Annotated in this window: 23 protein-coding genes, 2 pseudogenes and 1 riboswitch; of the genes and pseudogenes, 20 read left to right on the top strand and 5 right to left on the bottom strand. The window is 39.3% G+C overall.

Annotation, left to right across the window (positions count from 1 at the left end):
* Nucleotides 1-501: 501 nt before the first annotated feature.
* The 3 genes from spoVK to J7E37_RS03685 all read left to right on the top strand — a co-directional run bounded on the left by spoVK (nt 502) and on the right by J7E37_RS03685 (nt 2987).
* Nucleotides 502-1461, top strand: a complete 960-nt coding sequence (spoVK, locus tag J7E37_RS03695; protein ID WP_215022566.1) for a stage V sporulation protein K — start codon at nt 502-504, stop codon at nt 1459-1461.
* An 85-nt stretch (nt 1462-1546) separates the two neighbouring features.
* Nucleotides 1547-1777, top strand: a complete 231-nt coding sequence (locus tag J7E37_RS03690; RefSeq protein ID WP_215022562.1) for a glutaredoxin family protein — start codon at nt 1547-1549, stop codon at nt 1775-1777.
* Between the two features lie 190 nt (nt 1778-1967).
* Nucleotides 1968-2987 (top strand): STAS domain-containing protein, encoded by a 1020-nt coding sequence (locus tag J7E37_RS03685; protein ID WP_215022561.1) that lies wholly within the window; start codon nt 1968-1970, stop codon nt 2985-2987.
* Between the two features lie 210 nt (nt 2988-3197).
* On the opposite strand, the gene J7E37_RS03680 is transcribed toward J7E37_RS03685, so the two are convergent.
* Nucleotides 3198-3803, bottom strand: a complete 606-nt coding sequence (locus tag J7E37_RS03680) for a trimeric intracellular cation channel family protein (RefSeq protein WP_214776983.1) — start codon at nt 3801-3803, stop codon at nt 3198-3200.
* A gap of 181 nt (nt 3804-3984) precedes the next feature.
* On the opposite strand from J7E37_RS03680, the gene hflX reads away from it, so the two are divergent.
* The 4 genes from hflX (at nt 3985) to glnA (ending at nt 8854) form a co-directional block, all read left to right on the top strand.
* The gene (hflX, locus tag J7E37_RS03675; protein WP_214776981.1) at nt 3985-5244 is read left to right on the top strand and encodes a GTPase HflX; all 1260 of its coding nucleotides are present in this window, start codon (nt 3985-3987) and stop codon (nt 5242-5244) included.
* Between the two features lie 401 nt (nt 5245-5645).
* Nucleotides 5646-6917, top strand: a complete 1272-nt coding sequence (locus tag J7E37_RS03670) for a methionine gamma-lyase family protein (RefSeq protein WP_215022560.1) — start codon at nt 5646-5648, stop codon at nt 6915-6917.
* Between the two features lie 144 nt (nt 6918-7061).
* Nucleotides 7062-7466 (top strand): MerR family transcriptional regulator, encoded by a 405-nt coding sequence (locus J7E37_RS03665; protein ID WP_102262287.1) that lies wholly within the window; start codon nt 7062-7064, stop codon nt 7464-7466.
* 47 nt (nt 7467-7513) lie between these two features.
* Nucleotides 7514-8854 (top strand): type I glutamate--ammonia ligase, encoded by a 1341-nt coding sequence (gene glnA, locus J7E37_RS03660; RefSeq protein WP_214776975.1) that lies wholly within the window; start codon nt 7514-7516, stop codon nt 8852-8854.
* Between the two features lie 93 nt (nt 8855-8947).
* Here glnA and J7E37_RS03655 read toward each other — a convergent pair whose 3' ends face one another.
* Complete coding sequence (locus J7E37_RS03655; RefSeq protein WP_251009426.1) at nt 8948-9139, bottom strand: tyrosine-type recombinase/integrase; 192 nt, start codon at nt 9137-9139, stop codon at nt 8948-8950.
* Nucleotides 9140-9166: 27 nt separating this feature from the next.
* On the opposite strand from J7E37_RS03655, the pseudogene J7E37_RS03650 reads away from it, so the two are divergent.
* A pseudogene (locus J7E37_RS03650) lies at nt 9167-9484 on the top strand (tyrosine-type recombinase/integrase); the annotation flags it as partial.
* Between the two features lie 21 nt (nt 9485-9505).
* Here J7E37_RS03650 and J7E37_RS03645 read toward each other — a convergent pair.
* Complete coding sequence (locus J7E37_RS03645; RefSeq protein WP_214776972.1) at nt 9506-9727, bottom strand: hypothetical protein; 222 nt, start codon at nt 9725-9727, stop codon at nt 9506-9508.
* A gap of 170 nt (nt 9728-9897) precedes the next feature.
* Nucleotides 9898-9990, top strand: a riboswitch (cyclic di-GMP riboswitch).
* A gap of 61 nt (nt 9991-10051) precedes the next feature.
* On the opposite strand from J7E37_RS03645, the gene J7E37_RS03640 reads away from it, so the two are divergent.
* The 6 genes from J7E37_RS03640 to J7E37_RS03615 all read left to right on the top strand — a co-directional run bounded on the left by J7E37_RS03640 (nt 10052) and on the right by J7E37_RS03615 (nt 14232).
* Nucleotides 10052-10444 carry a response regulator gene (locus tag J7E37_RS03640; protein WP_214776970.1) on the top strand — a complete coding sequence of 131 codons (393 nt, stop codon included), beginning with the start codon at nt 10052-10054 and terminating at the stop codon, nt 10442-10444.
* Nucleotides 10445-10629: 185 nt separating this feature from the next.
* Nucleotides 10630-11415, top strand: coding sequence for an HD-GYP domain-containing protein (locus J7E37_RS03635; protein ID WP_215022559.1), 786 nt, complete (start codon nt 10630-10632; stop codon nt 11413-11415).
* Nucleotides 11416-11630: 215 nt separating this feature from the next.
* The gene (locus J7E37_RS03630; protein WP_215022558.1) at nt 11631-12554 is read left to right on the top strand and encodes a nucleoside 2-deoxyribosyltransferase; all 924 of its coding nucleotides are present in this window, start codon (nt 11631-11633) and stop codon (nt 12552-12554) included.
* Between the two features lie 292 nt (nt 12555-12846).
* On the top strand, nt 12847-13206 hold the full coding sequence (locus J7E37_RS03625; RefSeq protein WP_215022557.1) for a DUF1878 domain-containing protein: 360 nt from the start codon (nt 12847-12849) through the stop codon (nt 13204-13206).
* A 95-nt stretch (nt 13207-13301) separates the two neighbouring features.
* Nucleotides 13302-13967: a hypothetical protein gene (locus J7E37_RS03620; RefSeq protein WP_215022556.1), complete on the top strand. Its 666-nt coding sequence runs from the start codon at nt 13302-13304 to the stop codon at nt 13965-13967.
* Between the two features lie 34 nt (nt 13968-14001).
* The gene (locus J7E37_RS03615; protein ID WP_215022555.1) at nt 14002-14232 is read left to right on the top strand and encodes a hypothetical protein; all 231 of its coding nucleotides are present in this window, start codon (nt 14002-14004) and stop codon (nt 14230-14232) included.
* Between the two features lie 148 nt (nt 14233-14380).
* Here J7E37_RS03615 and J7E37_RS22440 read toward each other — a convergent pair whose 3' ends face one another.
* Complete coding sequence (locus tag J7E37_RS22440) at nt 14381-14794, bottom strand: DUF4145 domain-containing protein (RefSeq protein ID WP_353049986.1); 414 nt, start codon at nt 14792-14794, stop codon at nt 14381-14383.
* 219 nt (nt 14795-15013) lie between these two features.
* Here J7E37_RS22440 and J7E37_RS22435 point away from each other — a divergent pair, with 219 nt between their 5' ends.
* From J7E37_RS22435 to J7E37_RS03590, 4 genes and pseudogenes are all read left to right on the top strand, one after another.
* Nucleotides 15014-15190: a phage holin gene (locus J7E37_RS22435; RefSeq protein ID WP_215022910.1), complete on the top strand. Its 177-nt coding sequence runs from the start codon at nt 15014-15016 to the stop codon at nt 15188-15190.
* Between the two features lie 179 nt (nt 15191-15369).
* Nucleotides 15370-15513 (top strand): N-acetylmuramoyl-L-alanine amidase, encoded by a 144-nt coding sequence (locus tag J7E37_RS22430; protein WP_215022552.1) that lies wholly within the window; start codon nt 15370-15372, stop codon nt 15511-15513.
* Between the two features lie 2 nt (nt 15514-15515).
* Nucleotides 15516-15668: a hypothetical protein gene (locus J7E37_RS03595; protein WP_215022551.1), complete on the top strand. Its 153-nt coding sequence runs from the start codon at nt 15516-15518 to the stop codon at nt 15666-15668.
* Between the two features lie 157 nt (nt 15669-15825).
* Nucleotides 15826-15975, top strand: a pseudogene (locus J7E37_RS03590) (IS5/IS1182 family transposase); the annotation flags it as partial.
* Nucleotides 15976-16060: 85 nt separating this feature from the next.
* Here the strand turns inward: J7E37_RS03590 and J7E37_RS03585 are convergent.
* Complete coding sequence (locus J7E37_RS03585) at nt 16061-16312, bottom strand: hypothetical protein (RefSeq protein WP_215022550.1); 252 nt, start codon at nt 16310-16312, stop codon at nt 16061-16063.
* A 103-nt stretch (nt 16313-16415) separates the two neighbouring features.
* Between J7E37_RS03585 and J7E37_RS03580 the strand changes: the two genes are divergently transcribed.
* Both J7E37_RS03580 and J7E37_RS03575 read left to right on the top strand, forming a co-directional pair.
* A complete protein-coding gene (locus J7E37_RS03580) occupies nt 16416-16850 on the top strand; it encodes a hypothetical protein (protein ID WP_215022549.1) in 435 nt (144 codons plus the stop codon).
* A gap of 91 nt (nt 16851-16941) precedes the next feature.
* Nucleotides 16942-17577, top strand: a complete 636-nt coding sequence (locus J7E37_RS03575) for a hypothetical protein (protein WP_215022548.1) — start codon at nt 16942-16944, stop codon at nt 17575-17577.
* Nucleotides 17578-17793 lie beyond the last annotated feature (216 nt).

Genomic DNA, 17793 nt, shown 5'->3' with positions numbered 1-17793 from the left:
GGTTTTTATGAGCCAGCTGCTTGAGTCAAATGGTACCCTTATGCAGATAAATACATCCGCATAAGGGCATCTATCAAGAGGAACGGTGCCCTTATGCAGGCGAATCCATCGTATAAGGGCATCGATCAAGTCAAAAGGTATCCTTATCTGAGGGATTGCAGCCTCTTAAGGGCACAGATCAAGGCGAAATAAACTTTTATTAAACCACCTCCATCCTCCTAGAGGGGCTCATGTCACACTTCTGCTCCTTTAAACGATAATTGTTTATTTGAAAATGAATTTCCACCTTCCTGAATACATATAAATATAGAAGTTTATTTCTTGGGAAACCGCACATTGTGACAAAAGCAAAAAATACTGCTAGAACTTGTCGAATAAATCGAGGCCATCCTAAAACGGGAATTTCCTATAGTGATATACATGTTTTCGTATTCTATTTAGGCGGATATCACAAATACAGCTATGATGCGTATACTGTTTCCAGAATGAGAGGTGAAATCTTTGGACCAACCGCTTCGTAAGAAAAACAACGGTCAAATCAGTATTGTATTGAACGCGCAGCAAAGGAAGACGTTGACAAAGGAATTGCCTGAGTCGCAGCTGGTTCCAAAGTCAATCCCGCAGGAGCATGCAGCTTTAAAGGAAATTGAGGAAGAGCTCGGGGCACTTGTTGGCATGGAAGAAATGAAAAGGATGATCAAAGAGATTTATGCCTGGATCTATGTGAACAAGAAACGGGAAGAGATGGGCCTGAAAGCTGGAAAACAGGCTCTCCACATGATGTTCAAGGGCAATCCGGGAACGGGAAAGACAACGGTTGCCAGAATTATCGGAAAGCTGTTCCTTAAGATGAATGTTCTTTCGAAAGGGCATTTGATCGAAGCAGAGAGAGCTGACCTTGTTGGTGAGTATATTGGGCATACCGCGCAAAAAACACGCGATTTGATAAAAAAAGCTATGGGAGGCATCCTGTTCATTGATGAAGCCTACTCCCTCGGCAGAGGTGGAGAAAAGGACTTCGGCAAGGAAGCGATTGATACCCTTGTTAAACATATGGAGGATAAACAGCATGAATTCATCTTAATCCTTGCCGGATATTCGAGAGAAATGGAATTTTTCCTTACTCTTAACCCTGGACTTCATTCAAGGTTCCCGCTCGTTATTGATTTTCCTGACTATTCAATAGATCAGTTGATGGAAATCGGCCAGCGTATGCTGAAGGAAAGGGAATATAGTCTGAGCCACGAGGCAGAACGGAAATTGCGGGAGCATCTCGTAAATGTAAAATCAACACTTGGGGCGGCGGCATTTTCGAATGGGCGCTATGTCCGCAACGTGATTGAAAAGTCCATTCGGGCACAGGCAATGCGTTTATTAATGCAGAATCAGTATGATCGGCACGAACTAATGACACTTCGGAGCAATGACCTCGTCTTTACAGATGATACCAGGGGGAAATAATGTCAGCAGCTTTGTTGACATTATTTTTTTAGTTTGGTAATATACCCCTATAGGTATATAAATATATGTATTGGGGGATATTAAAATGAACGAAATTACAGTCTACACAACAAATACTTGTCCTTACTGCACGATGCTGAAAAATTTCCTTGATGATAAAGGTTTAGCTTACCAAGAAGTGAACGTACAGAAAGACCCGATTGCGGCACAAAGATTGGTCAACGCAACAGGCCAAATGGGTGTACCACAGTCTTATGTAAACGGGAATTGGGTATTAGGCTTCGATCCTAATTCAATCATGTCATTCATAAAATAGTAACAGAGGATTCCAGTTTTACTGGGATCCTTATTTTTTTTAAGGTTTCTACGATTGCCATTTCTATTTGAGTTTAAAGGAAGTAACTATAGGGTAAAGATAGGGGTTTCCCTGAATTTTTTTGGGAAAACTAAACATTATCGAAAATGAGTGCTTAACTATTATATAGAGAAAAAAGGAGCTATCAATTATGGGGTATGAGTATAACTATGATATTGCAGGATATGATTTTGGCTGGGATGTAAAATCGGGGAAGTTTACGTTCGAGGGACAGGACGCAGTGCTTTTCTGGATTTCTTCAGCAATGAAAACCTTTTTTGATACGATTGAAGAGATTTCTGGAGAAGAGGCATCCAACCTGGTTTTTGAAACAACTGGGTTTCGCCAGGGACTTGTGGTTGGCCAATATTTTGAAAAAATGAAAGAAGTCAGCGTATCTGAAGCTGCTGACATGATCACAAATACATATGCAACCGCCGGATGGGGGTTGACGATTATAAAGGATTTGGACTTTGAAACGAAAACATTCACAGCTTTCATGAAGGACAGCTGGGAGCATAAAGTGAATGTTGCCCAGGGAAAAAAAGTGGGAGGGAGGTTCCTGCCAGCGCATTATGCTGGAGTTTTTTCCGGACTGTTCGATACAAATATCTGGTATAAAATCAAACAGCATCAGTTAGAAGGGAATGATTACAGTGTGATCGAATACTTCCCTTCAAATGTCACAATCGCTGATAATATCCACCAGCTGGCACGAAAGAAAGAATCAGAACATATCAGGAAACTCGAAGGCCTTGTTGAAGAAAAAACAGCTGAACTAAAGGAGCTGGTCAATAAGCTTTCCTCTCCGATCATTCCGGTACTAGAGGGTATCGTCGTCGTTCCCCTGATCGGAAAATATGAAGAAGACAGGGCAGATCAGCTGATAGTAAACACCCTGAATCGACTCCCATCCTATAAAGCAAGCTATCTCGTCCTGGATTTGACGGGTATGGACCAGGAAATCGGACCGCACGCAGTCAGTCTGATTGAAAAAATTGGTTCAGCAGCCAGGCTTATTGGTACGAAAACAATTCTTGTCGGGATTTCATCAACCCTTGGGATTGAAATCACCCAGTCCAACATCAATCTATCGAAATTTGATTGCTTCCAGACACTGCAGCATGGCATCCATTACGCTATCGGGCAGATGGGAAGAAAGATTATATAAACAGAAAAGGCTCTTTTCTCAACTTTGTTGCTATTGACCGCAAATTAGGAGTGAATGAACTATGTTTCTTTGCAAAGTTGACTCTAAAAATGAGAAAAGAGCATGCAAACTTATACCGACCTACTAAAAAGCTTTATATTACGTACAAAAATCTTTACGAAAACAGCCTAAAAAAAGCAGAGCTGATTCAACATGAATCAGCTCTGCTTTCTAGTGTACTCCCAGTTTACGGACTGGCAAATGCCATTTGTAGGTGTATGACAGTACGCGGAGTGCTGTGATGACTGCAAAAAGTCCATAGAGTTCGACAGCTTTATCAGCCATTCCGAGGCCGATGACAAGTCCGGCAAGAACAGCCCAGACTGCATATATTTCCGCCTTCAATACTAATGGTTTTCTGCCGGCGAGCAGATCACGGATGATGCCGCCGCCGCTTCCTGTCAACACAGCAGCTACAATGATGGCGCTTAAAGGATGGCCCATATTTGATGCGTAAATCGCGCCCTGGATGGCAAAGGCTGCAAGCCCGATGGCATCGAAAAAGTTGCCCCATCGCTGCCAGTGTTTTAAAAGATTACCAGGAAATAAAAAAACGATGGTGATCGACATCAGGGCCAAATTGAAAAATAGCCCCTGTTCCCATATTGCTGATACTGGTACTCCGATTAACAGGTTACGGATTGCACCGCCGCCAAATGCTGTAACGATTCCTAATATATAAACTCCGAAGATATCATATTCTTCTTCCATTGCAATGATTGCACCGCTGACCGCGAATGCTACTGTTCCAATCATGCTGAGTACTTCCCATGTCATCATGTTTTTCTCCTCTTGTTAAAATACTGCCCGAATACTAAAATAGTAAAATGAAAACATATTGATTTTATCATGTTTATTCCAATTTACAACTACTTTTACCCCTGCTTTCTAAATTTTTGTTTGCGGCTTTAATTTGGTATGATGTCATTAGCTATATTTATGGAAAGAAGGGTGTTATTTGGAACAGGAAAACGTATTTGAAAAAGTGATTCTTGTTGGCTGTCAGACGACTGAAGAAGAAGATCTTCGTTTTCAATATTCAATGGAGGAACTTGAATCACTTACAGAAACGGCAAAGGGAAATGTCCTGATGCAGGTTGTCCAAAAGCGGCCAAAGGTCCATCCTGCTACATACATTGGCAAAGGGAAAGTGGAAGAGCTTCAGGCACTTGAGGAGGAGCTCGAGCCGGATTTAATTATTTTTAATGATGAACTGTCGCCAAGCCAAAACCGCAATCTTTCAGCCGGCTTAAAAGCGAGAGTCATCGACCGTACTCAGCTGATCCTTGATATTTTCGCTCAAAGGGCCCGTTCGAAAGAAGGGAAACTCCAAGTAGAACTTGCTCAGCTTCAATACCTGCTTCCCCGTCTTGGCGGAAAAGGAATCGAAATGTCTCGTCTTGGTGCCGGAATCGGGACAAGAGGGCCTGGTGAAACAAAGCTGGAGTCAGACCGCCGGCACATCCGCAAACGTATCGACGATATTAAAACGCAATTGTCAGTCATTGTTCAGCACCGTGACCGCTACCGGGAGCGCCGAAAGAAGAACAAAACGTTCCAGATTGCTTTAGTCGGATACACGAACGCAGGAAAATCGACGCTTTTTAACCGGTTGACAGAAGCAGAGTCTTTTGAGGAAAATCAATTATTCGCTACCCTGGATCCAATGACAAGGAAAGCGATTTTACCAAGCGGCTTTACGGCTCTCCTGACAGATACAGTTGGTTTCATCCAGGACTTGCCGACCACCTTGATCGCAGCTTTCCGTTCCACACTGGAGGAAGTTCGGGAGGCGGATTTACTTCTGCATGTAGTGGACATGTCCAATGAAGATTATTTTTCACATGAACAAACTGTCAATAAATTGCTGGAGGATCTTGAAGTCCACCAAATCCCTCAGATTACCGTCTATAACAAGCGGGACATCGCCCACCAGGATTTCGTGCCAAATGCCCAAAATGAAACGGCGTTCATCAGCGCGTTCAGCGAGGAAGACCGCAGGAATTTGCTTCTGAAAATTGAACAGTCCATCATTGGAATGATGGAGCCTTTTCATGTCCTCGTGCCGTCCGATGAGGGGAAACTGCTGGCGCAGCTGAAAAATGAGACCATTCTTCGTGAGCTTGCTTTTGATGAAGATAAGCTGGGCTATGTCTGCAAGGGCTACTCTTTGGCAGACCACCAAATTACCGGCCAGCTGAAACGCTTCTCGGTATAAATTGATTTTTTATAAAGCTCTTTTCTCAAACTTTGTTGCTACTGAATACAAAACAGGATTGAATGACCATGTTTCTTTCAAAGTTGACTCTAATAATGAGAAAAGAGCTTGCACACTTAATACCGAACTACAAAATGGCTTTTTATCACGTTAAAATCGGCTTTAGGATTTTAACAATAATCTTTACGAGAACAGCCTTTTATAAAGCTCTTTTCTCAAACTTTGTTGCTACTGAATACAAAACAGGTTTGAATGACCATGTTTCTTTCAAAGTTGACTCTAATAATGAGAAAAGAGCTTGCACACTTAATACCGAACTACAAAATGGCTTTTTATCACGTTAAAACAGGCTTTAGGATTTTAACAATAAGAACAGGCATTTATAAAGATAGGAGAGCAACATGTTTAAACAACTTAAAAACGGGCAGATGCTGCAGCCGCTTGTCAGCGAAATTGAGCAGCAAATTGCACATGTGCACAAGAAAATCGATGAGCGGATTGACTCAAACCAATTCAGGGTATTGCAGAGTTTCCAGAAACATCGGGTGAGTGATTCCCATTTCATCCCGACTACAGGTTACGGCTATGATGATGCCGGCAGGGAAACCCTCGAAAAGATTTACGCAGAGGTGTTTGGTGCTGAAGCCGGGCTGGTCCGCCCGCAAATCATCTCCGGAACTCATGCGATTTCGATTTCGCTATTTGGGATTCTCCGGCCTGGCGATGAGTTGTTATACATCACTGGAAAACCTTATGACACTCTTGAAGAGATTGTCGGGATACGCGGTACCGGAAACGGATCATTGAAGGAATTTGGAATTTCCTATAATACTGTGGATCTTACAAATAAAGGAGAGATTGATTGGGCTGCCGTCGAAAAAGCGATCAAGCCTGAAACAAAAATGATCGGTATCCAGCGTTCAAAAGGCTATGCGACGAGGCCGTCTTTTACCGTTGAGCAAATCAGTGAAATGGTGAGGTTTGTAAAAGAAATCAAATCCGATGTCGTTGTATTTGTTGATAACTGTTACGGGGAATTTGTTGAAGAGCTTGAACCATGCCATGCTGGTGCAGATCTGATGGCTGGCTCCTTGATTAAAAATCCCGGCGGCGGGATTGCCAAGACAGGCGGTTACATCGTAGGCAAGGAGGAGCTTGTCGAGGCATGTTCCTACCGGATGACATCTCCAGGTATCGGTGCAGAGGCTGGCGCTTCATTATATTCATTGCAGGAAATGTACCAGGGATTCTTCATGGCACCGCATATTGTCGCACAGGCCTTGAAGGGTGCTGTTTTCACAGCCGCAATGCTGGAACGTTTAGGGATGAATTCATCGCCTAAATGGAATGCCGATCGGACTGATTTAATTCAGGCGGTCCAATTTGACGACCGGGATAAGATGGTTGCTTTTTGCCAGGCTATTCAGTATGCTTCGCCAATCAATTCTCATGTAACTGCACATCCTGCTTATATGCCGGGATATGAGGATGATGTGATTATGGCTGCTGGTACATTCATCCAGGGAGCGAGCATAGAGTTAACCGCTGATGGACCGATCAGACCGCCGTATGTCGCGTACGTACAGGGGGGCTTAACCTATTCCCATGTGAAAATGGCCGTATGTATTGCAATCGATTCTTTAATCGAAAAAGGTTTAATTCATATAAAATAGGTAAATATACAACAGGACGCTTTCTAAATAAGTCCTGTTCTTTTTTTTATGATTTTTCATGTTAGATTATCTAACATATATTTGACATCATACCTTACATTGAATATAATGAGAGTATCTTAAAAGGAAGGAGGAGAAATCATCATGGGCGGAAGTGAAATTCGCCGGAATATGCCGCTCTTTAGCATTGGGATTGTCATGCAGCTGACAGATTTGACCGCTAGGCAAATCCGATACTATGAAGAGCATGAATTGATTTCTCCGGCAAGAACAGAGGGCAATAAACGACTCTTTTCCTTAAACGATATTGACAAGCTCCTCGAGATCAAAGATTTGATCGACCAGGGAGTCAACATGGCAGGCATCAAGCAAATTTTTAATGTTAAACAACAGACGGCCATTAGTGCTGCTGAGAAAAAACAAGCTGAAAAAACGAGACGGGAGCTATCTGATGCAGATCTGCGGAAATTGCTTCGCAAAGAACTTCAGCAGGCAGGACGCTTTAACCGATCTGGCAATCACGGAGACATGTCGAGATTTTTTCATTAGTAATCCAAAAATTATCTATCATTTAAATTCTAGGAGGAACTTTAACAATGGCTAAGACGTTTACAAGAGAAGACATTATTCGCTTATCAAAAGAAGAAAATGTAAAATTCATTCGTTTGCAGTTCACTGATATTTTAGGAACAATCAAGAACGTTGAAATTCCAATCAGCCAGCTTGAAAAAGCGCTAGATAACAAAATGATGTTCGACGGATCTTCCATTGAAGGCTTCGTTCGTATTGAAGAATCTGACATGTACCTGATTCCTGATTTAGATACATGGGTAATCTTCCCTTGGACAGCTGAAAAAGGCAAGGTTGCACGTTTGATCTGTGATATCAAAAATGCTGATGGCACACCATTTGCAGGCGACCCGCGCGGTAACCTTAAGCGTATTCTAAAGGAAATGGAAGAGCTTGGCTTTACAAACTTCAATCTTGGACCAGAACCGGAATTCTTCCTGTTTAAGCTCGATGTCAACGGCGAGCCTACACTTGAATTGAATGACAATGGCGGTTACTTCGACCTTGCACCAACCGATCTTGGCGAAAACTGCCGCCGCGATATCGTTCTTGAGCTTGAAGAAATGGGCTTCGAGATTGAAGCATCTCACCATGAGGTTGCTCCTGGGCAGCACGAAATCGACTTCAAATATGCAGATGCTTTGACAGCTTGTGACCAGATTCAGACTTTCAAGCTTGTTGTTAAAACAATTGCACGTAAACACGGTCTGCACGCAACCTTCATGCCAAAGCCATTGTTCGGCGTAAACGGATCCGGAATGCACTGCAATATGTCCCTGTTCCGCAACGGCGAGAACTCATTCTATGATCCATCCGATAAAAAGCTTGAGCTAAGCGAAACTGCGTACCAGTTCATCGCTGGAACATTGAAGCATGCTTCTGGATTCACAGCTGTAACAAACCCGACTGTGAATTCTTATAAGCGTCTTGTGCCTGGTTATGAAGCTCCTTGCTACGTTGCATGGTCTGCTAAAAACCGTTCACCATTGATCCGTATTCCTGCATCACGCGGCTTGAGTACACGCGTTGAAGTCCGCAGCGTCGATCCTGCAGCTAACCCGTACCTTGCAATGGCAGTATTGCTTGCAGCAGGCCTTGACGGAATTAAGAACAAAATGGCTCCTCCTGCATCAGTAGACCGCAACATCTACGTGATGAACAAAGAAGAGCGTGTAGAAGAAGGAATCGATGATCTGCCGCCAACATTGGCAGCTGCTCTCGACCAGCTGAAGAAGAACGAAGTAATCAGTTCAGCACTTGGCGACCATATCCTCGAACACTTCATCGAAGCAAAAGAGATTGAGTGGGATATGTTCCGTACTCAGGTTCACCCATGGGAGCGCGAACAGTACATGAGCATGTATTAATCATAATAACCCTTGATACCACTGGTATTGAGGGTTTTTCTTTTTGGGGCGATTTCCTATCGGTGTACAAACTGCCCAGAATTGCCCCAGAATTTAAAAAAGGTTTTTCGTTTGCTCTTCGAACTTTTCGATTGCTACCTGCTCCATCTTCTTCGAAACGTGAGCATACACATCGGAGGTTATCCTTTCACTTCCGTGACCTAGTCGTTCCTGCAACTCCTTCATGCTCATGCCGGCCTCGAGGCAAAGAACTGCATGTGTGTGTTTTGTAGAATGGATTGGCAAAGAAGGAATGCCAGCACGCTTCAATATTTAAAAAGAGAGCTAAAGCACTACTTGGAAGGAAAAGATGACGAGGAATACCTATTCAAGAGCAGGGAAGGCAGGGATAAGCCCATTGGACGTAGTATGGCATATAAAATATTGAGGCAGGTAGCTGAGCAGTATGGTCTTGAGGAAATTGGTACTCATACACTTAGGAAAACCTTTGGTTATCATTTCTATAACCAGACAAAGGATGTAGCAATGCTGCAGGGAATTTTTAATCATAGTTCCCCACACATCACTTTACGCTATATTGGTGTCAACCAAGACAGTATGGATAAGGCGATGAGTAAGTTCAAGATTTAATACCTTAAAATAATTCGAATTCTATAGAACTGAATATTGATCAATACTCAATAAAATTGTTCGGTATAATGAGATTATTTCGGGATTTACTCTTTCAATGGATGAATAATCCTTGTTTGGTATTTTATAAGTCCTTCTTATTTCTGCAGAAAGTGCCTTTAATTTAATGGTTTTTACTCGACTCGGCAAATTTGAATTAATTATTTTTTCATAAACAGCAGCAATTTGTTTAATTGATCTCATTAGCTGGTTCACCTCAAATTTTATTCAACCCTTATATTTGTTTTACTACCCTTACATAGAAATTTAATTCAACAATAGGTCTTTTTATCTAAAAAAGCGCGAGATTAAATAGGATGTTATGACTAAAAAATTCTAACAAAATCTTCTAAAAACTGACATATTGTGATAACATTCGAGAAGGGCAAATTTTACGAAAGTAAAAGACGCAAAGCTTCGGACCTAAAACAGTCTATTTTTTCTGTCATGGTGGCCGGGTTGCCAGAAACATGAATATCAATCTTTCCTTTCCAATTTGCCTGAATTAATGTGAAAGGTGTTTTTAACATGTATTCTGTATTATTAGCCGATGACTCTACATTTTTAAGAGCTTGGCTAAGACGATTAATCAACAATGAAATCTTTCAAGTCACTGGTGAAGCAAAGAATGGTAAAGAGGCGTTTATGAGTTATAAGGAAAACAAACCAGATATTGTTTTTATGGATATTACAATGCCAATTATGGATGGCATAGAAGCACTAAAGAAGATAAAGGAATACGATCTAGATGCTCGTATTGTAATGGTTTCATCTCTCGGACAACAAAGTATAATATTAGATTGTTTGAGATTAGGTGCAATGGATTTCGTTGTTAAGCCACATTTTCAACATATCCAGTCGATATTGAATAATGTTGCTATAGTCCCTTCATCTAATGACAAGAAAGAAGTAGCAAGATAATGAAAAATATATACCATGATCATTCGTTATCTCCCCGTTGGTTACAGTCTTTAGTGAAATATAGAATTGTTATCTATTTACTTATTTTAATTGCTTTATATTTAACTTCCATATGTTTCAATAATTACCTAGGTTTGTTAACTGTCATTATGATTTTTTTAGGGGTTGTCTTTAGAAGTATAATAGTGCTGATTATCCAAAGTGGGTTACTCGCTATATACAGATTCCATTTTATTCTTTCAAGTTGGCCAGAAGTTGAGGGTTCTCTATTTCAATGGTTTACATACTTCACTGTTGGTTTAGCCGTTTCAACACTGGTAAAAGGAAATTTAAAACAAAAAACTAATCTCCTTGAGGTAACAACAGCTTTAGTAAAATCAATTGACTCTCGGGACCCCTATACAGCAACTCATTCGGAAAGTGTAGCCTTTTATGCGAAAATTATTGCCAAGAGATTAGGTTTACGCGAGAAGATTTGCGATGATATTTATCTTGGAGGTCTTATTCACGACTTAGGAAAAATAGGTATTGATGAGAAAATTTTAAACAAGCCATCAAAATTAACACTTGAGGAATATGACGTTATAAAACAACATCCATTTATCGGATATAAATCTATAAAGCATGTTACATCCTTTCAGAAAAACGGGATTTTAGATATGGTTTTATACCATCATGAAAGGTATGACGGAAAGGGATATCCCGAGGGATTAAAGGGTGCCGAAATTCCCTTCGTAGCTAGAATAATGGCTCTTGCTGATGCTTTCGATGCCATGACATCAAGGCGAATTTATAAAAATAAAAAGGATTTCGATTGTGTAATCAAAGAAATCGAGGAGAATAAAGGCAAGCAATTTGATCCATACATTGCTGATACATTCCTAACAATTTTAAAAACCGAGGGAGAAGCAATATTAACTAAAAAATATACGCTTAATAGTAAATATCAAAACTTCACTCCTAAAAACTGAAAATTTTTATTTACACTGATTTAACAGGAAGGACTTTTGTAAAGTCCTTTCTTTTTTTATAAACAACATAAAGGAATTTTTGTGAATTCATCATTTTAAATAGTAGTGTAATTCATTTCCAATCAGTTGTAAAATAATAGATATGGTAAGGCTTCAAGCCTTTAGGTGAATTCAACAAAATATAAGATATGGTTAATTTAAAGGGGAGAGTAAAAGTGAGTAAATGTTTTTTTTGCGAACAAAATGCTTCAGTACAAGCTTATAATGTTTGGGACTATTCGGTAAATTGTCCTGAGTGCGGAGGTTACTTAATCACAAGTAGTGCCAAAGACAGGTTAGACGAAGAATGTATAAAAATAAGATTAGCTATATTAATGAAAGAGAGAGTTATAAAAAAACAAATTCCTATATATATAGCAATAAACCCGGACAAGGTTAACGATCAAACAACAGGATACCCTGTATTAACAATTGAACAGCTTCTTAAGGATTTTCCTCATAAAGTATCAGACAGGCTAGACAGAACAATTAGTAACCTTGCTAATGTCTCTCAACATCCTGGAGCATTAATTAGAATACATGAGGGAAATAAATCGATGTTTTTTACACAGACAAATGATACAGGGGAAGTCTTTTTTTTATTAAATCAATTAAAAGAAGATGGTTTTGTATCGGGGAATACAAGTTTTCCTAGTGATATTGTATTAACGGTAAAAGGCTGGAACAGAGTTGCAGAACTTGAACAAAATATGGACAATAACCAAAATGCTTTTGTAGCAATGTGGTTTGATCCTTCTATGGAAACAGCGTTTGAAACTGCTATGAAAAAAGCTATTGAGGATGCGGGGTATAACACTATACGCATTGACAAAAAGGAACACAACAATAAAATTGACGATGAAATCATTGCTGAAATTAGAAAAAGTAAGTTTGTAGTTGCAGATTTCACCGGACAAAGAGGTGGAGTTTACTTCGAAGCGGGGTATGCAATGGGGCTAGGGAAACCAGTTATTTGGACATGTAAAGCAGAAGATTTAAAAAATGTACATTTTGATACTAGGCAATATGCACATATCGTCTGGGAAAATGAAGAAGATTTATATAAAAAGTTATTTAACAGAATAAGAGCTACTATATAATATTGGCAGAAAAACGGCAGAAAAAAGAACGAAGATTTTAATACACATCTGCTATTATAAAATTGTGGTAAGAATTTAAAGCTTCCTTAATCAAAGACAGTGTTGCAAAAATCGATGCTCATCACTGACACATTTAAAAAATTTCTCCAGGAAAACCATGATTCCAGCTGCTAAAGAAACGGCCCACTGTGAGTAGAATAAAGTAGCAGTATTGATGTCAGTTTTTGACGAACGATTGAGGTTGTCCGAGTAAATCCTTTCGATGATAATTAGGTCGAAAGGTGGTGTGGATATGGATCAAGAATTACTTGAAAGACTTGATTTTATTGAGTTTAGACAGCAGTTGTTGTTCGATAATGATGATTTTAGTCGTCTATTGTTTGAGCATGAGGTGACTAGACAACAGTATGGTAGAATCTTAGACTTTTTTGATAATTTACGTGAACAGCTTGATAACGGTGAAGAGATAAGTAGTGTTAATTATGAATCTACTATATACAGGATCGTTATTCATAGGGAACATAATTATCATTTTGCTGAAGATATAGCGCAAACCCTTCATGAGGCAGGAAGGTACGAAGAAGTATTCGAAGCATTATATGGTCATGCACCTAAATTTCAAACTTATTTACAAAAAAGAAGAGGCGTATAATAAGTGCTAAAGCATCCTTTCAAGGGTGCTTTTTTTGTAACCTAAATGAAGGGAAAAATCTCCTTTTGTTGAATTTAATAACGGGAGGTAATGAAATGAAATTAAAAGAGATAATAACAAAAGTGAAGGAAAACTCAGATTCAATTGTTGGAGAAGGAATAAATATAGGCTCTGAACTTTTACTTGAAGGTGTCGCAGGCCAAATAGCACCTGGCTTAGTTTCAGCGAGAGCAAGTTACAAACAAAGGAAATCTGAGGAAAGAATCCAATTAGCTCTTCAAATAATGGGTGGTAGGCTGGATGAGATTAATGCCATAGTAAGTCGATTAACACCCACTGAAAATAAATTTGTGGATGATGTAGTTTTTCCTTTTGTCCTAGAGAACGTTAGCGATGAACCGGAGGCGTCGAAAATCCAATACTTAGTTAATCTATTTGAATCTATAATAGAACACCGTATTACTGACCAAGAATTAATAATTAGTTATTATGATGTTTTAAAAAGCTTACGCTTTATGGATATTAGAAGATTAATTGAACAAACGCCAGAATATAGAGAACGCATTGTCAGTAACGAAGTCCAATTAAATGTTGACTTAAGTGCGGAAGGAGAGAAAAAAAGAGCATTTTTAAAGTTTATAGATAACAAATTAGAACAATTAGGTTTGATCCAAACAATAACTTTTGAGGATGTACCACCAGATGGGCCAATAACAAAATTCGGAGAAGATTTTATAAAATTTATTAAAGCTCAAGTTTAAAACAGTAAATAATATCGGAAATGAGGATATCCATATGAACGAGATAAGAAGTTTTCTTTTGCCTTTAAAAATAATGCAGCAACGACCAGTAATGCAGAAAGAGGTTCTTTGGGAAGTCAGGCTGTCATTTGTAAATGATAGCTACTATGGGTATGCATATAATGAAAAATATGATATTAAACTTTCCTGGAGTAACTTAGAAACTAGAATTGAAAGTGAAGCAATTGAAAAAATGAAAAACCAGTGTGTAAATAACTCGGTTTAAGCACTCGAACAGGGTGCTTTTTTTATGTTTAAATGATTCTCCTGACTTTTATATTATTTTCTTTTCTTATGTGTACTGGTTAATATGCAATTTGAACATTAATCCGATTCATGCAAACAAAAAAATTGTTACTGCTTGCTTAGACCTATTAGAAGAAAAGGGTGGTAAAAATGAAGGATATGTACTGTCTATCTAAAGAGCAAAAGCAATTGCTAGACAGACTGCGCTCGAAGAAAAAGGAGCCTCCTAAATATAAGCAGGAGTGGAACCGGGATGCCCAATAAACCCTATAAACCCTATAAACCTTGCGGTAAACCGTGATGTCCGAAATTAACAAGGGCACAATAATGTCCGGATCATAAACAATTATTAAATCATGCTGTCTCAAATCGTCTTTCATATCAAGTTTTCCTGGATGAACAGATACATTCCCAATAAACCTAACAATGTCTAGTGTCTGTTGAAGAATTACCGGAAGTCCATTTTTAACAAGATTTCCAATGTCATTGTTAATATCTTTACCAAGTTGTCCTAAATCAACCATTAGTTTTTGTAACGCCAACTTAAGCAAGGCAGTGACCTAAAAGAAATTAAAGAGGATACCAAATGGCTGAAGAGGACCATAACGACAGCTTTAATTTCAGCTACAGTAATAGGCATTGTTGGTGGAGTCATTGCTATTGTATTTGAAGTATTCAAAGGAGGAACAGTTTAATGAAAAAAGATATCGCAACACTTTTGGGGGGCTTCCTAACAGCTCTCCTTTTATTTTTTTTCGACAATAGGCATTTCTTTTGAATGGGTCACCCAGGAAAGTATTAATGGATTTGTGGTGTTAGTTGGAGCTTTAACAGCACTGGTAATCAACGTATATGCTGTGTGGAAGAACACATACACATCGAGAAAAGCTCAACTGCAAAAGAAGACATTACAGGCACAGGGCTTGATGAAAAAATAGGAGTGATCATATGCTTCTTAAGTTTGTTAGAAGTTAGGGATTATCGGAATAAGCTGACCAAGCACGAGACTAAAAGATACCTTAGTCGGTCATTGCTCGATATCAAAAAGATTGCAGTACATCACGGGGCTACTCGGGAAGGCTCACCAGAAGCCTAGGCCAATTACCATGTTGGCACATTGGATTGGTCCGAAGTTGCCTACCCTTTAATCATTGGTAAAAACGGAGTTATTTACTGGACAATGGACCTGAACAAAGTATCTTATCACGTTGGCCTCCACAATCGTTATACATTTGGTATCTGCATGATTGGAGACTTTTAGATATGATCAACCGACTGCAGCTCAGTCTCAAATCGCTCTATCGTTTGCTGGAAGCTTTGAAAATTGATTTCTCCCTTAAGGATCAAGATATTCTTGGGCATCAGGAATTTGCAGGGTATGAATGGAAGCAATGTCCGGCACTCGAAGGAGGATGATGGAGGAATGGCGAACACACTATTTCAACCGTCAAATGCAGCTTTAAAAAATCAGCTGAAAACATCTTAGCAAGGTTATCAAGTTCAACAGCACTGGAGATAAAGCAATCGGCCGGAACTGGGTTGATCAGCTTAACCAGGATAAACTTTCGGAAATAAAATAGAGGCAAAGAATAGCGAGTTAAAATACAGACACGGGTATGATGTAGCCACTTCCTCGGGTCTAATTTGTATGGAATTACAAGGTGCAATGGCCATATTCACGGTCAATTTAAAGAGAATTCTAAAGCTGATAGGGCAAAAATAGAGGCAAAAGAGGACCAAAAAAAGCCAGTTCAATTCCAACAATATGGAATCGAACTGGTTTTTTTGGTCTGGATTCTCAAGGAAATCTAAAAAATCGGCAGATTTTCAGTGGCCTCCTCATTGAGTGGGGCTTTTTGGAATTCTAATACCTTATCTGTTATATCTTCTTTTCCATCAACAATCACCGAGATTAATTCCTGGTAGGTCACTTTCCTTTTAATCTCTTGTAACCAATCAGATGCCAACTCCTCAGGTTTTCTTCGCTTTAATGAGAAGTTTCCCCTTTGTTGAGTTTTCCCTCCTTCAGTCAGGTAAGTTATCTGTATTCTTGCGTTCATAAAGATCCTCCACTTTACAATTCAATAATTCACTCAGTATGTATGCCTTATCCATAGGTATATAACTCAATGCGTGCTAAGTAATGGAAAACAGATTGCTAAGATGATGAAAGACATAAAGAAGGATTTAAACGCACGAAGCGATCTGACAGAAATTTTTGAAGTATCTCATGTTGATGACCTGCCTGCTGAACATAAGCGACCATATATTATTGTTTGTATAGATGAATTTGTCATGTTGCGTCAAGATGAAACAATTATGGATATACTCACTAAAATAGTAGCCATCGGCAGAACGCTTGGAGTATTCGCCATCCTGTCGATGCAGAGACCGAGTGCTCATGTGTTAGACACAACTATAAGAGCAAATTTAACCGTATCAATGGGGTTTAAATTAAGGGATATGATTGAAGCCAGGATAGTCAACACACCGGATTCTGAAAAAATCGAAAAAAGTGGTCACTTCATAATGAACGCTGATAAGTCTATAACCTACAAGCACCTAATCTGGAATTGGAAGATGCTAAGAAGCTGCTAAATGATTTCTGTATATCAAAACCTGTAAAAGAAATTAACCCACAGATTCCAAAGAAAGAACCTAAACACTTAACTGAAGAGGTTGTGTTCTTATGCTAACCGACAGAGATAAAGCGATAATTAAAGACTTGAATCGATTCAGGGTAATGGATCGGGACAGTATAGCCGAATTGCACTTTGCAGGGCTGAAGAATCCCAAGTATGCTGCCAACAATATCCTATTACGATTATTGCGTGACGGACAGATTCAGCGTTCTACCTCATTTACTCCATTTGTATACTTTGGACCCGAGGTATCCATGAAGCAGAACAGCGCGAAAATAGGGCATTTTCTAGCGATTTTGAAAGTGTACAAGGAAATGAGGAAGTTAGGTAAATTAGAAAGCTTCTGGGTGGAGCCTAAATACGGAAAGAAGGATATAGGGGCTGAACCTGATATCTATTGCATGTATAGAGGCACAGGCTTCTTCATAGAGGTACAGAGGACAATATATTCAGATAAATTGATGGGAAAAAAAATAGAGCGTTATTTAGATTTATACCATGGCAGCATAGTTGCTAAACCATTCCCTCATATTCTGATTCTTTCTGAACAGCGATATGCTATTGATGATGAATATCCGTTTAAGATATTCCAGGCACAAAACTTTACCGACTTTGTAAACACAGTGAAAGGAGTAGAGGAAAAGAGGAAACAGGATAGAGAAGTAAAGATTAAAATTGGATAAAAATCGGGCCAAGTTGATTTACTAACTTGACCCTAATATTTTTGTACTGCCCCAAAACTGCCCCAGGATTCGAAAAAACATATGCTTGTAAGTGAAACAATTCATTTATATTTTCCTATTATATAAACTTTTGAGATACCCTAAGAATAATAAACACAGGATAGAGCATAATCCGTACACAAGTTCACCCATGGGAACGCGAACAGTATATGAGCA

Source organism: Bacillus sp. ISL-39 (assembly GCF_018613295.1).
Lineage (GTDB): Bacteria > Bacillota > Bacilli > Bacillales > Cytobacillaceae > Mesobacillus.
Note: the sequence above shows the minus strand (reverse complement) of the source record. Positions and strands in the feature narration are given on the sequence as shown.

Bases quoted from the DNA above. Each gene is read 5' to 3' on its own strand.
- J7E37_RS03690 (WP_215022562.1), top strand. From the start codon at position 1,547: ATGAACGAAATTACAGTCTACACAACAAATACTTGTCCTTACTGCACG.
- J7E37_RS03685 (WP_215022561.1), top strand. From the start codon at position 1,968: ATGGGGTATGAGTATAACTATGATATTGCAGGATATGATTTTGGCTGG.
- J7E37_RS03680 (WP_214776983.1), bottom strand. From the start codon at position 3,803: ATGACATGGGAAGTACTCAGCATGATTGGAACAGTAGCATTCGCGGTC.
- J7E37_RS03670 (WP_215022560.1), top strand. From the start codon at position 5,646: ATGTTTAAACAACTTAAAAACGGGCAGATGCTGCAGCCGCTTGTCAGC.
- J7E37_RS03665 (WP_102262287.1), top strand. From the start codon at position 7,062: ATGGGCGGAAGTGAAATTCGCCGGAATATGCCGCTCTTTAGCATTGGG.
- glnA (WP_214776975.1), top strand. From the start codon at position 7,514: ATGGCTAAGACGTTTACAAGAGAAGACATTATTCGCTTATCAAAAGAA.
- J7E37_RS03645 (WP_214776972.1), bottom strand. From the start codon at position 9,727: ATGAGATCAATTAAACAAATTGCTGCTGTTTATGAAAAAATAATTAAT.
- J7E37_RS03640 (WP_214776970.1), top strand. From the start codon at position 10,052: ATGTATTCTGTATTATTAGCCGATGACTCTACATTTTTAAGAGCTTGG.
- J7E37_RS03625 (WP_215022557.1), top strand. From the start codon at position 12,847: ATGGATCAAGAATTACTTGAAAGACTTGATTTTATTGAGTTTAGACAG.
- J7E37_RS03620 (WP_215022556.1), top strand. From the start codon at position 13,302: ATGAAATTAAAAGAGATAATAACAAAAGTGAAGGAAAACTCAGATTCA.
- J7E37_RS03615 (WP_215022555.1), top strand. From the start codon at position 14,002: ATGAACGAGATAAGAAGTTTTCTTTTGCCTTTAAAAATAATGCAGCAA.
- J7E37_RS03595 (WP_215022551.1), top strand. From the start codon at position 15,516: ATGATCAACCGACTGCAGCTCAGTCTCAAATCGCTCTATCGTTTGCTG.
- J7E37_RS03585 (WP_215022550.1), bottom strand. From the start codon at position 16,312: ATGAACGCAAGAATACAGATAACTTACCTGACTGAAGGAGGGAAAACT.
- J7E37_RS03580 (WP_215022549.1), top strand. From the start codon at position 16,416: ATGATGAAAGACATAAAGAAGGATTTAAACGCACGAAGCGATCTGACA.
- J7E37_RS03575 (WP_215022548.1), top strand. From the start codon at position 16,942: ATGCTAACCGACAGAGATAAAGCGATAATTAAAGACTTGAATCGATTC.